Source organism: Brevundimonas sp. (assembly GCF_046293315.1).
Taxonomy (GTDB): domain Bacteria; phylum Pseudomonadota; class Alphaproteobacteria; order Caulobacterales; family Caulobacteraceae; genus Brevundimonas.
The window spans coordinates 1-15190 of sequence record NZ_JBKBPF010000013.1 but is presented as its reverse complement, the minus strand read 5'-3'; the positions used below and the strand labels follow the sequence as shown (position 1 = coordinate 15190).

The 15190-nt window shown below is 70.0% G+C and carries 10 protein-coding genes; 8 read left to right on the top strand and 2 right to left on the bottom strand.

The window, feature by feature from the left end:
- The first annotated feature begins 80 nt into the window (after positions 1–80).
- Genes otsB through ACK4SE_RS11880 form a run of 3 tightly spaced genes read left to right on the top strand, consistent with a single transcriptional unit; the run spans position 81 to position 4041 of the window.
- A complete protein-coding gene (otsB, locus tag ACK4SE_RS11890) occupies positions 81–842 on the top strand; it encodes a trehalose-phosphatase (protein WP_409692880.1) in 762 nt (253 codons plus the stop codon).
- Positions 839–2632 (top strand): glycoside hydrolase family 15 protein, encoded by a 1794-nt coding sequence (locus ACK4SE_RS11885; RefSeq protein ID WP_409692878.1) that lies wholly within the window; start codon positions 839–841, stop codon positions 2630–2632. Before otsB ends, ACK4SE_RS11885 begins: the two co-directional genes overlap by 4 nt.
- Positions 2629–4041 (top strand): trehalose-6-phosphate synthase, encoded by a 1413-nt coding sequence (locus ACK4SE_RS11880; RefSeq protein WP_409692875.1) that lies wholly within the window; start codon positions 2629–2631, stop codon positions 4039–4041. The genes ACK4SE_RS11885 and ACK4SE_RS11880 overlap by 4 nt, the downstream gene beginning before the upstream one ends.
- Before the next feature lie 6 nt (positions 4042–4047).
- On the opposite strand, the gene ACK4SE_RS11875 is transcribed toward ACK4SE_RS11880, so the two are convergent.
- Together ACK4SE_RS11875 and ACK4SE_RS11870 are read right to left on the bottom strand one after the other, a co-directional pair.
- Positions 4048–5550, bottom strand: a complete 1503-nt coding sequence (locus ACK4SE_RS11875; RefSeq protein ID WP_409692873.1) for a CoA-acylating methylmalonate-semialdehyde dehydrogenase — start codon at positions 5548–5550, stop codon at positions 4048–4050.
- Positions 5551–6296: 746 nt separating this feature from the next.
- Positions 6297–8360, bottom strand: coding sequence for a prolyl oligopeptidase family serine peptidase (locus tag ACK4SE_RS11870; RefSeq protein ID WP_409692870.1), 2064 nt, complete (start codon positions 8358–8360; stop codon positions 6297–6299).
- Positions 8361–8635: 275 nt separating this feature from the next.
- Here ACK4SE_RS11870 and ACK4SE_RS11865 point away from each other — a divergent pair, with 275 nt between their 5' ends.
- The 5 genes from ACK4SE_RS11865 (at position 8636) to addB (ending at position 15024) form a co-directional block, all read left to right on the top strand.
- Positions 8636–9511, top strand: a complete 876-nt coding sequence (locus tag ACK4SE_RS11865; protein WP_409692868.1) for a 1-acyl-sn-glycerol-3-phosphate acyltransferase — start codon at positions 8636–8638, stop codon at positions 9509–9511.
- Positions 9504–9959 (top strand): tRNA (adenosine(37)-N6)-threonylcarbamoyltransferase complex ATPase subunit type 1 TsaE, encoded by a 456-nt coding sequence (gene tsaE, locus ACK4SE_RS11860; RefSeq protein WP_409692866.1) that lies wholly within the window; start codon positions 9504–9506, stop codon positions 9957–9959. The genes ACK4SE_RS11865 and tsaE overlap by 8 nt, the downstream gene beginning before the upstream one ends.
- Position 9960: 1 nt before the next feature.
- A complete protein-coding gene (amgK, locus tag ACK4SE_RS11855) occupies positions 9961–11052 on the top strand; it encodes an N-acetylmuramate/N-acetylglucosamine kinase AmgK (RefSeq protein ID WP_409692863.1) in 1092 nt (363 codons plus the stop codon).
- Positions 11053–11260: 208 nt separating this feature from the next.
- Positions 11261–11974 carry an N-acetylmuramate alpha-1-phosphate uridylyltransferase MurU gene (murU, locus tag ACK4SE_RS11850; RefSeq protein ID WP_409692861.1) on the top strand — a complete coding sequence of 238 codons (714 nt, stop codon included), beginning with the start codon at positions 11261–11263 and terminating at the stop codon, positions 11972–11974.
- Positions 11971–15024, top strand: coding sequence for a double-strand break repair protein AddB (gene addB, locus ACK4SE_RS11845; protein WP_409692858.1), 3054 nt, complete (start codon positions 11971–11973; stop codon positions 15022–15024). Before murU ends, addB begins: the two co-directional genes overlap by 4 nt.
- The last annotated feature ends 166 nt before the right edge of the window (positions 15025–15190 follow it).

The following is a 15190-nucleotide window of genomic DNA, read 5'->3' as shown; positions in this document are numbered from 1 at the left end:
AAAATGCCCCGCAAGGGGTCAACTTCGGGGGCGGTCACGCGTTAGGATGCGGGGGACAAGCCAGACCGTTCATGAGGATCATGCCGACAAACGCCGCTCTTGCCGTGCCACCCCTGTCGCCGCCGCTCGCCTTGCCGGAGCGCCCGGCTCTGTTTCTGGACATGGACGGGGTGCTGGCGCCGATCACGGCCACGCCCGGCGGGGTCGGCCCCGATGGCCGCCGCACCCGTGTGCTAAGCCGATTGCTGGAGCGGTTTGACGGTCGGCTGGCGGTGGTCAGCGGACGGACCATCGCCGAGATCGACCGGATCTGCGAAGGCGTCGTGCCGTGCGTAGCCGGAATCCACGGGCTTGAGCGACGCGGCGCCGACGGGCAGGTGCAGCGGCTGGCGCCCCATCCCGACATGGCGCAGGTGCTTGACGCGTTGCTGGAATTCGCGCGCGACCGGCCGGGGATTCTGATCGAGGACAAGGGGTTGGGCGTGACCCTGCATTACCGTCAGACGCCGGAACAGGCGGGCGCGGCGGGTGAATTTGCGCGCGCCCTGGCCGAGACCCACGGCCTGACCCTGCAGCCCGGCGACATGGTGCAGGAGCTGAAGACGCCCGGCGCCGACAAGGGCCGGGCCCTGACCGCCTTCATGGAGGAGGCGCCCTTCAAGGGCGCGGTGCCGGTGATGACCGGCGACGACCTGACCGATGAGTTCGCCTTCACCGCCGCCGCCGGACTGGGCGGGTTCGGGGTGCTGGTGGGCCCGCCGCGCGAGACGGCGGCCCTGTACGGCCTGACCGGCCCGGAGGCAGTGATGAACTGGCTCGAAACCCTGACGGAGCGCCCATGAACGGCAAGCGACCCAATCTGGACCTGGCCCCGGTCGGCAACTGCGCCATCTCCAGCCTGATCGACCGGCAGGGCCGCCATGTGTGGTCGTGCGCGCCGCGCGTGGACGGGGACCCGGTGTTCTCGGCCCTGATGGACGGGGATGATCCGCAACACGGCTTCTGGGCCATCGACCTGGAAGGCCAGAAGCATGTGGAACAGGCCTATGTGCGCAACACCCCGGTGCTGCGCACGGTGCTGACGGCCGAGGACGGGGCGGCGCTGGAGATCATCGACTTCGCGCCCCGCCACGCCAAGCACAGCCGCACCTACCGCCCCATCGCCTTGGCCCGGATCATCCGGCCCCTGCACGGCGTGCCCCGCGTCACGATCCGCATGAGGCCCGCTCGCGACTGGGGCGCGCAGCGCGCGCCCACCACCTCGGGGTCGAACCACATCCGCTATCACTGCACGGACCTGACCTTCCGTCTGACCACGGACTGTCCGGTGTCCCATGTGCTGGACGAGCGCACCTTCCGGGTCGAACGGACCCTGTCATTCTTCTTCGGGCCGGACGAGGGCTATGATCAGGCAGTGGGGGCAGGGGTCGCCGCGGCGCTGGAGCGGACCGAGGATTACTGGAGGCAGTGGGTGCGGACCCTCTATCTGCCGCTGGACTGGCAGGAGGCGGTGATCCGCGCGGCCATCACCCTGAAGCTGTGCGCCCACGAGGAGACGGGCGCCATCGTGGCGGCCCTGACCACCTCGGTGCCGGAGTTTCCCGAGAGCGGACGCAACTGGGATTACCGGTTCTGCTGGATCCGCGACGCCTATTACACGGTGCGTGTGCTGACCCGGCTCGGCGCCATCGACATCCTGGAGAACTATCTCGCCTATCTGCGCAACCTGGTGGACAACGCCGCCGGGGGGCACGTGCAGCCTGTCTACGGCGTCGGGCTGGAAGGCGCGATCACCGAGCGCATCGTCGATACGGTCGAGGGCTATCGCGGCATGAAGCCGGTGCGGGTGGGCAACCAGGCACACGAGCATCTGCAGCATGATGTGTACGGACAGATCGTGCTGCCGCTGGTGCAGTCCTTCTACGACCAGCGCCTGCTGCGCCCCGGTTCGGTGGAGGATTTCCGCGCCCTTGAGACCGTGGGCGAGCGCGCCTTCGCCGTGCACGACCAGACCGACGCGGGCCTGTGGGAGTTCCGCACCATCGCGCGGGTGCACACCTATTCCTCCATGATGTGCTGGGCCGCCTGCGACCGCCTGGCCAAGGCGGCGGACCAGCTGAAGCTGAACGACCGGGCCGAAGTCTGGCGCGAGCGCGCCGGGATCATCCGCGCCCGCATCGAGAAGGAAGCCTTCGTGCCCGAGGAGGGCCGTTTCGCCGCCAGCTTCGGCGGGACCGAGCTGGACGCCTCGCTGCTGCAGATGGTGGAACTGGGCTTCCTTGATCCGCAGGATCCTCGCCAACTGGCCACCTTCGCCGCCATCGAGCGGGACCTGAAGAAGGGGCCCTATCTGTTCCGCTATGTGGAGCCCGATGATTTCGGCGAGCCGGAGACGGCGTTCAACTTCTGCACCTTCTGGTTCATCGAAGCCCTGCACATCAACGGGCGCGTGGACGAGGCGCGCGAGATGTTCGAGCAGATGCTGAGCCGCCGCACCAACGCGGGCCTGCTGTCAGAGGACATATCCCTGGGCGATGACGAACTGTGGGGGAACTACCCGCAGACCTATTCCCTTGTGGGGATCATCAACTGCGCGGTGTTGCTGAGCCGTTCCTGGACGGATGTGAGATGAGCCGACTGATCGTCGTATCGAACCGTGTCTCCGCGCCGAAGGACGCCGGTGAAAGCTCGACCGGCGGACTGGCTGCGGCCCTCTCGGCGGCGCTGCGGCGGTATGACGGCATCTGGTTCGGCTGGTCCGGCGAGACCACCGAGACCTTCACGGGCGAGCTGAAGATGGAGGACCGGGCCGGGGTCACCGTGGCCCTGGTGGACCTGGAAGGCCAGGACGTCGAGGAATATTATAACGGCTACGCCAACAAGACCCTGTGGCCGCTGTTCCACCACCGGGTCGATCTGACCGCCTATGAGCGGTCCTATGGTCAGGGCTATGAGCGGACCAACGCCCGTTTCGCCGAGGTGCTGGCGCCCCTGATCCAGGACGACGATATCGTCTGGATCCACGACTACCACATGATCCCTCTGGCCCGCGATTTGCGGCGGCTGGGGATCAGGAACCGGATCGGTTTCTTCCTGCACACGCCCTGGCCGGTGCGCCAGCTGCTGGTGACGTTGCCGTTCCACCGCAGGCTGGTGGAGTCCCTGTTCGATTACGACCTTCTGGGGTTCCACACCCAGGAATGGCTGGACCTGTTCCGCGACTATGTGACGTCCGAAGCCGACGGCAAGCTGGTGGGCGACAACGGCATGGAGGCCTTCGGCAAGACGGTGCAGGGCGGGGTGTTCCCCATCGGCATCGACGTGGACGGCTTCGTCGCGGCGCGGGACTCGGCGCTGGGCCAGCGCACCTATGACCGCATGGCGGCGTCCTCGGCGTTCCGTTCGATGATCGTGGGGGTGGACCGGCTGGATTACTCCAAGGGGCTGGAACAGCGGCTGCTTGGGTTCCAGCAGTTCCTTGAGGACAACCCCTCCATGCGCGGCGAGGTGTTCCTGCTGCAGGTGACGCCGATCTCGCGCGACGAGGTGGACACCTACCAGGATCTGCGGGCGCGGCTGGACGCCCTGGCGGGCCATGTGAACGGCGCCTATGCGGACATGGACTGGGCGCCCGTGCGCTATCTGAACCGCACCTATCGCCGGGACCAGCTGGCCGGCATCTACAGGGCGGCCAAGGTGGGGCTGGTGACGCCCCTGCGCGACGGCATGAACCTGGTGGCCAAAGAATATGTGGCGGCCCAGAACCCGGATGATCCCGGCGTGCTGATCCTGTCGCGCTTCGCCGGGGCGGCGGAAGAGCTGCGAGACGCCTTGATCGTCAATCCCTTCGCCCGCGAGGAGGTGGCCCAGGCCATCCACCGGGCGGTGACCATGCCGAGGGACGAGCGCATCGAACGCTGGACCGCCCTGATGGCGGCGGTGCGGGCCTCGGACGTGGCCATATGGCGGGACGATTTCGTCCGCACCCTCACCGCCCTGCCGGGCAAGGACGAGGCCGCATCCGACCCGGACGCGGCCTGATCCGTCTTACCGCATCGTCGGAATGACGAAGCTGGAGTCCGCGTGCTCCAGCTCGGAGTCAGGCCAGCGGGCGGTGACGGTCTTGGTCTTGGTCCAGAAGCGGACGCCTTCCATGCCGTGCTGGTTGGTGTCGCCGAAGGCCGAGCGCTTCCAGCCGCCGAAGGTGTGATAGGCCACCGGCACCGGGATCGGCACATTGATGCCCACCATGCCCACATTGACGCGGGCGGCGAAGTCGCGGGCCGCGCGGCCGTTCTGGGTGAAGATGGCCACGCCGTTGCCGTACTGGTGCTTCGAGGCCAGCGACAGCGCCTCCTCGAACGTCCCGGCGCGAACGATCTGAAGGACCGGGCCGAAGATTTCCTCCTTGTAGGATTCCATGCCCGGCTTGACGTGGTCGAACAGGGACGGGCCGATGAAATAGCCCTTCTCGTGGCCCTGCAGGGAGAAGCCGCGGCCGTCGATGACCAGTTCGGCGCCGTCCTTGACGCCCTGGTCGATCCAGCCCTCGACGCGGGCCTTGTGGGCGGCGTTGACCACGGGACCGTAGTGGGCCTCGGCGTCGGTGGAGACGCCGATCCTCAGTTTCGGAATCTCGGCGACCAGCCGTTCACGAAGGTCGTCGGCGGTCTTCTCGCCCACGGGCACCACCACGGGCAGGGCCATGCAGCGTTCGCCAGCGGAACCGAAGGCGGCGCCGGTCAGGTCCTTGACCACCTGGTCCATGTCGGCGTCGGGCAGGATGACGCCGTGGTTCTTGGCCCCGCCCATGGCCTGGACCCGCTTATGGTTGGCGGCGCCGGTCTGGTAGACATAGTGGGCGATGTCGGACGAGCCGACGAAGCTGACCGCGTGGACCAGCGGATGGGTCAGGATGGCGTCCACCGCCGTCTTGTCGCCGTGGACCACGTTCAGCACCCCGGCGGGCGCGCCCGCCTCCATCATCAGTTCGCCCAGACGGACGGGCACCGACGGATCGCGCTCGGACGGCTTGAGGATGAAGGTGTTGCCCACCGCGATGGCCACGCCGAACATCCACATGGGGATCATGGCCGGGAAGTTGAACGGGGTGATGCCCGCCACCACGCCCAGCGGCTGGCGCATGGAATAGACGTCGATGCCGGGGCCGGCCCCTTGCGTGTACTCACCCTTCAGGGCGTGGGGGATGCCGCAGGCGAACTCGATGACCTCCAGGCCGCGCTGGATGTCGCCCTTCGAGTCGGCGATGACCTTGCCGTGCTCGGCCGACAGCATTTCGGCCAGGTCGTCCATGTTGGCCTCGACCAGGCGCTTGAACTCGAACATGACCCGCGCGCGGCGCTGGGGGTTGGTGGAGGACCAGGCCTCGAAGGCGTTCTGGGCGGCCTGCACGGCCCTGTCGACCTCGCCCTCGGTGGCCAGCTGGACCCGCGCCTGCACCTCGCCGGTGTTGGGGTTGAAGACGTCCCCGAAGCGGCCCGAGGCGCCCTCGAAGGAAGCGCCGTCGATGAAGTGGCGAATGTCGCGCATGTCCTGAGTGTTCCCTGATCTGGTTGTTTGGCCGCCGTCTTAAACCCGCCGGGCGCCCGTGGCCAGCGGAGCGGGGTAAGGGCTTCGTTAGACTCCGGGACGGAAAAACAGTGCAATTGGAGTCTAACGTTTCGGAATTGGTCAGCAAAAACAGAGGCGCCGGTTTTGGGGAGTCTCACCCCCCGACCCGAAAGCCGCTCCCGGCGAAGGCTGGGCGCCCGGCGATCGCGCCGGCGGCTGGACGGGAGGGCGGCGCTGGTTTCCGGCCCCCCACGTCCACCATCTGGCCCCCGGCTTTGGCCGGGGTTTGAGACTCCGATACGAAAAAACAGTGCAATGAGAGTCTAATGCGGCCGGAATTGTTCAGCGAAATCAAACCAGGCGAAATTTGCGGGGGTGGGGAGTCTAATCTCAGGCCCTCTCCTGTTCATCGCAGCGCGGTGTCGCTGAAGGGGCAGTTTACGAGCGCCGGCGGACAGGGAGCGGAAAAGGGGGTGTCCGGAGCGGTGAGGCCTTGTGCGGCAAGGGATTGGGCGTGGAAAATGCGGGATTAACGGGGGCATTCCCCTTCTCCCGATGGGAGAAGGGGGAACCCGCGCACGGAGGCGCGTCATCGGCTTCGTTCTGGCGCGGGGGATGAGGGTCCGCTGGGCCGCCAGGACGCATCCGACCCTCACCCTGCGCACGAAGAAGCGGTCTGCTTCGCATCCCGCTGCGCGCAGCCCTCTCCCATCGGGAGAGGGGTTCTACTCCGCGTCCTCGCCGAGGTGGCGGTCCAGCCAGCCGAACACTTCGGTGTGCCAGCGCAGGCTGTTGCGCGGCTGGAGCACCCAGTGGTTCTCGTCGGGGAAGTAGAGGAACTGGCTCTCGATGCCCCGACGCTGCAGGGCGGTGAAGGCGGCGATGGACTGGTCCGTGGGCACCCGGTAGTCGCGGCCGCCCTGGATCACCATCATGGGCGTGCGCCAGTTCTGCACGTGGTTGACCGGGTTGAAGGCCTCATAGGTCGTGCCGCGCTCCCACGGCGTTCCCCGGTTCTCCCATTCGGTGAACCAAAGCTCCTCGGTGGAATAGCCCATGAAGCGGGTGTCGAAGACGCCGTCGTGGTTGACCATGCACTGGAAGGCGTCGGCCCAGTTGCCCGCAATCCAGTTGATCATGTAGCCGCCGTAGGAGGCGCCCAGCGCACAGGCGCGGTCGCCGTCGAGGAAGTCCCAGGTCTGGAGCGCGTGGGCCCAGCCCCGCTGCAGGTCCTCCAGCGGGCGGTCGCCCCAGTGGCCGGAGATGGCGTCGGTGAAGTCCTGGCCGTAGCCGACCGAGCCGTGGAAATCGATCATCACCACCGCATAGCCCGCGCCCGCATAGGTCTGGGGGTTCCAGCGGTAAGACCAGTAGTTGCCGAAGGAGCCCTGGGGCCCGCCGTGGATCAGGAAGGCGACCGGATAGGTCCCGCCCTCCACATAGTTGGCCGGCTTGATCAGGTAGCCGTGGACCGTATTGCCGTTCCAGCCCTCGAAGGTGAACTGCTCGGCCTCGCCGAAGGCCAGGTCGGACAGCTGCGGATTGGGGTCCAGCACCAGCCGGGGCATTTCGCGGCCCCGGTAGGTCTTGGCGTACAGGGCGTTGGGGTGGGTCAGGCTGTCCAGGGCCAGGATGAAGCCCGACGGCGTCTGCTGGACGGCGGCCACATGGCCCTCGCCGGTGATCGGGACTACCGAGCCGGAGGTGACGTCGATCTCGAACAGGCGGACCTGACCGGTGTCATAGGCGGTGGCGTACAGGCTGCGGCCGTTGGCGGACCACTGCAGGCTGTCGGGCGAGCGGTCCCAGTTGGCGGCGATCTGGCGCACCTGACCGGTCGCCACGTCGCGCAGCATGATCTTCCACTGGTCGGCCTCGAAGCCCGGGCGGCTCATGGCGCGGTAAGCCATGGTCCGGCCGTCCGGCGAGAACACCGGGCCGTCGTCCCAGGCGGGGTTGTTGTCGGTCAGATTGATCCGCTCGCCCAGGCCCTCGGCCTCGATGGGCTGCAGGTAGATGTCGAAATTGGTGGACCAGGGCTCGCTGGTCCCGGCCTCGCGGGCGGCGAAGACCACGCCGTTGCCGTCCGGGGTGAAGGTGAAGGCGCTCTCGTCGCCGAAGGGGCGCGAGGGGGTGTCGCCGTCGAAGTCGCGGGTGGCCCAGATGGGCTCGCCGACGGCGACGCCCTGCCCGCTCAGGTCCAGCACGAAGACGTGGTTGCGCGTGCCGTCGCTCCACTGGTCCCAGTGGCGCACGAACAGCTGGGTGTAGAGCGTTCCGGAGTTGTCAGGCTCCTCGGTCAGGCGGGCGGCGGTGCAGGTCAGGTCGGGGCAGTCGGGGAAGACGGCGGCGGCCACGGCGATGCGGTCGCCCGCAGGGCTGAGGCGATAGGTCTGGACGTCCACGGGCAGGTCGGTGACCTGGACCGCGAAGCTTCCGTCGGCGTCGGTGCGCCAGACCTGCGACGAGCCCGAGCGGCTGGACAGGAAATACAGCTGGCCGTCGGCGCTCCAGCGGGCGGTGTTGGCGCCCTCGCCGGAAATGGCCAGGCGGCGCGGTTCGGCCTCGCCCTCCAGATCCAGCATGTAGAGGCTGGTGGAGCCCCCGGCCAGCGGGGTGGAGCGCAGGGCGTAGACCACCTGAGACCCGTCCGGCGACACGCGCGGATCGGACAGGCGGTTGGCGTTCAGCATGTGCTCGTAGGTGAAGGGCTGCTGCTGCGCGGCGGCGGCCGCGGGCAGGACGAGGGCCGCGAGGGCGGCGGCGCAGACGAGGGCGGTTGGACGCATGACAGGTTCCCCATGACCAGCTTTGCGGCCACGGTTAGCACGCTGGTACTCTCAGCGGAAACTGGACTCGCCCTGTCCACCCTCCGCTCATCCCCGCGAACGCGGGGACCCAGTGCTTTGGGTGTTGCAGCGGCTCAAGTTCATCCAGGGCTCGCCCGTCCTGAAACGCCGACGTCAAGCTGGACAGGACTGGGTCCCCGTGTTCGCGGGGATGAGCGGAAATCGTGCGGGCGCCCGCTTGCTCCGGCGCACGGCAAAGGCGAGACTTCCACGCGATGGTACTCGCCGACGCCCCGGCGGCCCCGGCTGTGGCCGGCCCCGCCGCCCCTCACATCGTTGACCAGCTGATCGCCGAGCGTGCGCCGCGGCTGACCCGGTCGCTTGTCTGGCCGGTGGTCAGGCCGGTCCTGTACAGCCTGCTCAGCTATGCCCCCGCGCGCAGCATGGCCGATGCGGTGGCGGTGCGCTCGGGCGCCGATGCGCTGGGCTATGTGGCGGACCTGCTGGATCTGGAGGTGTCGGCCCTGCTGCTGGAGCGGCTGCCGCAGACGGGCCGCTGCATCGTGGTGGCCAACCACCCCACCGGCATCGCCGACGGGCTGGCGGTGCACGAGGCGGTGCGGCGGGTGCGGGACGACGCCATCTATTTCGCCAACGCCGACGCCCTGCGGGTCTCGCCGCGTCTGGGCGAGGTGGTGATTCCGGTGGAGTGGGTGGAGACCAAGCGCACCCGCGAAAAGACCCGGGCCACCCTGGAGGCCGCACGGCGGGCCTTCGAGGAAGAGCGGTGCGTGGTCATGTTCCCGGCCGGGAGGCTCGCGCGGGTCAGCAAGAACGGCTCGCTGACCGATCCCCAATGGGCGGCCACGGCGGTGTCGCTGGCGCGCAAGTATGAGGCGCCGATCGTGCCGATCCATGTGTCGGGGCCCTATTCCAAGCTGTTCCACCTGTTCGACCGCTATTCCACGGAGATGCGCGACATCACCCTGTTCCACGAGATGCTGAACAAGCGCGGCAAGGCCTATCGCCTGGTCGTGGGCAAGCCGGTGGATGCCCGGCGGCTGGATACGGATGCGGCGCGGGCGACCTACGCCCTGAAGGCGTTCACCGAACGGACCCTGGCCAGCCAGCCGGACGCGGATTTTGCCTGAGGCCCGCCGCATCCTGCTGGACGACGCGGAGGCCACGACGCGTCTGGGTGCGGCCATCGCGCCGCTGCTGAGGCCGGGCGAGGCGGTGCTGCTGTACGGGCCGCTGGGCATGGGCAAGTCGACGCTGGCGCGGGGCCTGATCCGCGCCCTGACCACGCCGGACGAGGACGTGCCCAGCCCCACCTTCACCCTGGTGCAGTTCTATGAGAGCGACCCGCCGGTGGCGCACTTCGACCTGTACCGCCTGACCCGGCCCGAGGAGGCGCTGGAGATCGGGCTGGACGACGCCCTGGACGTGGGCTGCGTGGTCATCGAATGGCCCGAGCGGCTGGGGGACGACCCGACGGGATTCCTCGGGCCGGACCGACTCGTCATAGAGATCGCCGAAGATGGGAATGGCCGGGTTGCGACCGTTTCCGGCGCAGGCGCGTGGAAGGACAGGATCTAGCATGTCGGATCGTGAGGCGGAACGGATCGAATTTCTCAAGGGCGCGGGCCTGGCCGACGCCCGGCGCGACCCCTTGCCCGGCGACGCCTCCACCCGCCGCTATGAGCGCCTGACCACAGGGGCCGGGGCCAGCCTGATGCTGATGGACCAGGCCCCGACGGCGGAAAGCCCGCCGTGCGATCCCGCCTGGACGCCGGAGCAGAGGCGGGCGGCGGGTTGGAACGCCACGGCGCGCCTGTCGGCGGGGCGCATCGCGGCCTTCGCAGCAGTGTCCAACCTGTTTCGCGGCGCGGGCCTGTCGACGCCGGAGATCATCGCGGTGGACGCGGGGTCGGGCTTTGCGGTGATCGAGGACTTTGGCGACGACCTGTTCGCGCGGGTGATCGAGGACGGGGAGCCGGCCGCACCGCTGTATCTGGCGGCGGTGGAGGCGCTGGCGAAGCTGCATCTGAACGCGGTGCTGCCCGATGTGCTGAGCGGGCCGGGCGGGGACTGGCCGCTGCTGACCTATGACGCCGTGGCGCTGCAGGGCGGGGCGGACCTGTTCGTGCAGTGGATGCCGAAGCTGAACCCGGCGCTGGATTTCGGCGAAGCGGCGCTGGCGGAGTGGGACGCGGCGTGGGCGCCCATCGCGGCCATGGGCGAGGCGAAGGCCTGGTCGGTGGCGCACCGGGATTATCACGCCGAGAACCTGATCTGGTTGCCGCAGCGGTCCGGCGACCGGCGGGTGGGGATGATAGACTTCCAGGACGCGGTGCTGGCCCATCCGTCGTGGGACCTGCACTCGCTGCTGCAGGACGCCCGCCGGGACGTGGCGCCCGAGCTCGAGGCGGTGGCGCTGAACCATTATTTCGAGTGCATGCCGGGCGTGGATCGGGAGCCGTTCCTGGCCGACTACGCCGCCCTGGCCGCCCTCAACGAGGCGCGCATCCTTGGCATTTTCGCCCGGCTGATCGCGCGGGACGGCAAGCCCCGCTACCGGGCCTTCATGCCGCGCATGTGGCGGCATCTGGAAGCCAATCTGCAGAAGCCCGGCATGGAGGCGGTGCGCCGCTGGTTCGAGCGGCATGTGCCCGTGGAGGCGCGGACATGAGATGGAGCCAAACTCTTCCCTCTCCCTGTGGGAGAGGGCTGCGCGCACGGATGCGTCAGCATCCGTCCTTCGCGCGCAGGGTGAGGGTCGGGCGTTCGCTGCTGAAGCACCGGACCCTCATCCCCCGCGCAAGAACCTCCGCGCTGCGCGCTTCGGTGCGCGGGTTCCCCCTTCTCCCAACGGGAGAAGGAATTCGAGGTGTCGCCGCATGACATCAATCAAGACAGCCATGGTGCTGGCGGCGGGGCTGGGCACCCGCATGCGGCCGCTGACCGACGACCGGCCCAAGGCGCTGGTGGAGGTGGGCGGCAAGGCCCTGATCGACCATGTGCTGGACCGGCTGGGCGCTGCGGGGGTCGAGCGGGCGGTGGTCAATGTGCACTGGTTCGCCGAGCGGCTGGAGGTCCATCTGGCCGCGCGCACGGGCGGGCCGGAGATCGTCATTTCCGACGAGCGCGCCGAGCTGCTGGAGACGGGCGGGGGCCTGAAGAAGGCGCGAGGCCTGCTGGGCGACGACCCGGTGTTCGTGGCCAATATCGACAGCGTCTGGATCGACCGGGGGGATGCGCTGGGCGACCTGGTCCGGCTGTGGGACCCGGCGCGGATGGACGCGGCCCTGCTGCTGGCGCGGCGCGAGGGCTCCATCGGTTTCGAGGGCGACGGGGATTTCCTTCTGGGCGACGACGGGCGGCTGACGTTCCGGGGCGACAGGCCCAGCGCGCCGTTTGCCTACATGGGCGTGCATATCACCCGACCGGATTACGCCAGTCAGGGGCCGGAGGGTCCGTTCTCCCTGAGCGGGCTGTGGCGACAGTCGGCGTCCGAGGGCCGCCTGTTCGGCTGCGTGCTGGACGGGGACTGGATGCATGTGGGCGACCCGGGCGCGCGGGATGAGGCCGAGGCCCGGCTGACGACCGCATGAGCCGGTTCGATCCCTTTGCGGGCGCCGGGCCGCGCTGGTGGTCCATCGAGGCGCACCGGCCGTTTCTGGAGGATCTGGCGGCGGGGGTGCTGGACTGGCTGGGCGAGGACGCGCCCGAGACCCTGAGCGATGCGGTCATCCTGCTGCCCAACCGGCGCGCGGCGCGGGCCTTCACCGAGGCCCTGACCCTGCTGTCGGGGGACCGGCCGGTGCTGCTGCCGCAGGTGCGGCCGCTGGGCGATCTGGAGGAGGACGAGCCGCCGTTCGCGCCGGGCGAACTGGAGCTCGACCTGAAGCCTGCCATCTCGCCGCTGAAGCGCCGGTTCGAGCTGGCGCGTCTGGTGGCCGCCCACCACGGCGGGACGGTGGAGCCTCTGCGCGCGCTTGAGATGGCCGAGGCGCTGGCGGCGTTTCTGGACTCCTGCCAGATCGAGGAGGTGGCCGATCCGGGCCGGGTGGCCGATCTGGTGGAGGCCGATCTGGCCGAGCACTGGCGCTCCACCGCCGCCTTCCTCGCCGTGGCGGTGGAGGAATGGCCCCGGCGGCTGGACGAACTGGGCCTGAGCGACCCGGCGGCGCGGCGGGTGACCCTGCTGAAGCGGCTGGCCGAGGCGTGGGATGAAAAGCCGCCGGCCTTCCCGGTGATCGCGGCGGGATCGACAGGCACGGTGCCCGCAGCCGCAGCGGTGCTGGGGGCCGTGGCCCGGGCGCCGTCGGGCTGCGTGGTGCTGCCGGGGCTGGACCGGGACCTGTCCCAGACGGCGTGGGACCAGATCGCCGACGACGACGGCGAGCAGCATCCGCAGGGCGCGCTGAAGCGCCTGATCGGGCGACACGGGATCGACCGGGCCGAGGTGCGGGCGTGGCCGGCGCGGGACACGGGCGAGAGCGCGCGGCTGGGCCGGGCGCGGCGCCGGCTGATCGCCGAGGCCCTGAAGCCGCCGGCCTCCACCGCCGACTGGACGAAAGCCATCGACGAGATGCGCAAGGGCGGGGGCGATCCCATCGCCGAGGGGCTGGAGGGTCTGACCGCCGTCACCGCCCGCACCGAGGAGGCCGCCGCCGCGCTGGCTGCGGTGCTGATGCGGGAAGGGCTGGAGACGGCCGACGCGTCCTCAAGCAGCGAAGCGGTAGGACAACAAAAAAGGACTGTGGCGCTGGTGACGCCCGATCCGCTGTTCGCGCGGCGGGTGCAGGCGCGGCTGGGGCGGTGGGGGCTGATGGCCGACTCCTCGGCGGGCTCGCCCCTGTCGGAGACACCGGCGGGCGTGCGGCTGGCCCAGCTGGCGCAACTGGCCAAGGCCTTCGGGGCGGTTCCGCTACTGGGCATTCTGAAGCATCCGTGGACGACCCTGGCGGGGCCCGAAGAGATCGAGGCGCTGGAGCGCGAGGGGCTGCGCGGGGCGGGACCCGCTGACTGGGACGCGGTGCGGCGGCGGCTGGAGACCAACCGGTATCGGGCGGGCAAGCGCCGCAAGGACGAGGATCAGGCGCGCATCGACACGGCCCACGGTATCGTGGACCGGCTGGAAGGCGTGCTGTCGGCCCTGACCGGCATGGACGAGGCGACGCCCGCCGAGTGGGCGCGGGTCCTCTGCGAGGCGGCGGAAGCGCTGGGCGAGGGCGCCGGGGTCTGGCGCGGGCCGGACGGGGCGAGCGCGGCGCGGCTGATGGCCGCCCTGATGACCGAGGGCGCGGAGGCGGGGAAGCTGATCGCCTCGGCCTTCGCCGAACTGCTGGGGCGGTTGATGGGCGCCGAGGTGGTGCGCACGGGCGGCGACGCCCACCCGCGCCTGAGAATTCTGGGGGCCATCGAGGCGCGGCTGGTGCGGGCCGACCGGGTCATTCTGGCCGGACTGGAGGAAGGCGTTTGGCCGCGCGGCGGGGGGACCGATCCGTTCCTGTCGCGGCCCATGCGCAAGACCCTGGGCCTGCCGCCGCCCGAGCGCGGCATCGGCCTGTCGGCCCACGACTTCGCCCAGATCGCCTGTGCGCCCGAGGTCTATCTGCTGCACACCGAGCGGCGGGACAATCAGCCGTCGGTGAAGTCGCGCTGGCTGTGGCGGCTGGAGACCCTGGTGCGCGGGGCATTCCCCGACGCGCCACGCCTGCCGCAGCGGGCGGACCTGCACGGGCTGGCCCGGCGGCTGGACGCGCCCGACGCCGATCCGCCCCAGAGCCTGAAGCCCGCCGCGCGCCCGGCCCCCACGCCCCCGGTCGAGGCGCGGCCTGACAAGATGTCGGTGACGCGGGTGGAGGAGTGGGTGCGCGATCCCTACGCCACCTACGCCCGCTTCGTGCTGAACCTGCACCAGATGGAGCGGCCCGACGAACGGGTCGACGCCCGCCTGCGCGGCACGGCCATCCACAATGCCCTGGAGGTGTTCGCCCGCGAGTGGGAGACCCTGGGCGAGGCCGGGGCGCAGGACCGGTTCCTGAACCGCTATCTGGCCGAGCTGGAGGCGGCGGGCATGACCCCGGCCGCACTGGCGCGGGAGAAGGCGCTGGGCGCGCGCATGGCGGACTGGGTGACCGGGTTCGAGCGCGACCGCCGGGCCGGGCGGCCCCATGTGGCGCTGGAGGCCTATGGCGAGTGGTCGCCCATCGAGGGCTTCCTGCTGACCGCCCGCGCCGACCGCATGGAGGTGGCCGAGGGCCGGCTGTCGGTGATGGACTACAAGACCGGCGCCCCGCCGACGAAGAAGCAGGTGGAGAGCGGCTTCAGTTCGCAGCTGTCCCTGACCGCCGCCATCGCCCGCGAGGGCGGGTTCGGCGCCGTGCTGAAGGCCGAGCCCGACGACCTGCTGTATGTGCGCCTGACCGGGCGCGACCCGGCGGGCGAGATCATGGACCGCAACGGGGAGGCGGGGGCGGCGGCCCTGGCCGACGAGGCGGTGGAGGGCTTGAGGAAACGGGTCCGGCAGTACGCCAGCCCGGACCAGCCCTATCGCTCGCGCATCGCGCCCCAGTTCGCCCAGGCGCGGGTGTCAGACTACGACCATCTGGCCCGGGTGGCCGAATGGTCCACGGCGGCGGAGGGGGACGAATGACGGCCGGTTTGAACATCCTCCCCCGCTTGCGGGGGAGGGGGACCATCCGAAGGATGGTGGAGGGGGCCACTCCATCCACCGGGTCCGGGGTGGGGGGGGGGGGGGGGGGGGGGGGGGGGGGGGGGGGGGGGGGGGGGGGGGGGGGGGGGGGGGGGGGGGGGGGGGG

Excerpts from the sequence above, each read along its gene's own strand:
- addB (WP_409692858.1), top strand. The coding sequence starts at position 11,971 with ATGAGCCGGTTCGATCCCTTTGCGGGCGCCGGGCCGCGCTGGTGGTCC.
- ACK4SE_RS11865 (WP_409692868.1), top strand. The coding sequence starts at position 8,636 with ATGGTACTCGCCGACGCCCCGGCGGCCCCGGCTGTGGCCGGCCCCGCC.
- murU (WP_409692861.1), top strand. The coding sequence starts at position 11,261 with ATGACATCAATCAAGACAGCCATGGTGCTGGCGGCGGGGCTGGGCACC.
- ACK4SE_RS11875 (WP_409692873.1), bottom strand. The coding sequence starts at position 5,550 with ATGCGCGACATTCGCCACTTCATCGACGGCGCTTCCTTCGAGGGCGCC.
- amgK (WP_409692863.1), top strand. The coding sequence starts at position 9,961 with ATGTCGGATCGTGAGGCGGAACGGATCGAATTTCTCAAGGGCGCGGGC.
- ACK4SE_RS11880 (WP_409692875.1), top strand. The coding sequence starts at position 2,629 with ATGAGCCGACTGATCGTCGTATCGAACCGTGTCTCCGCGCCGAAGGAC.
- otsB (WP_409692880.1), top strand. The coding sequence starts at position 81 with ATGCCGACAAACGCCGCTCTTGCCGTGCCACCCCTGTCGCCGCCGCTC.
- ACK4SE_RS11870 (WP_409692870.1), bottom strand. The coding sequence starts at position 8,360 with ATGCGTCCAACCGCCCTCGTCTGCGCCGCCGCCCTCGCGGCCCTCGTC.
- ACK4SE_RS11885 (WP_409692878.1), top strand. The coding sequence starts at position 839 with ATGAACGGCAAGCGACCCAATCTGGACCTGGCCCCGGTCGGCAACTGC.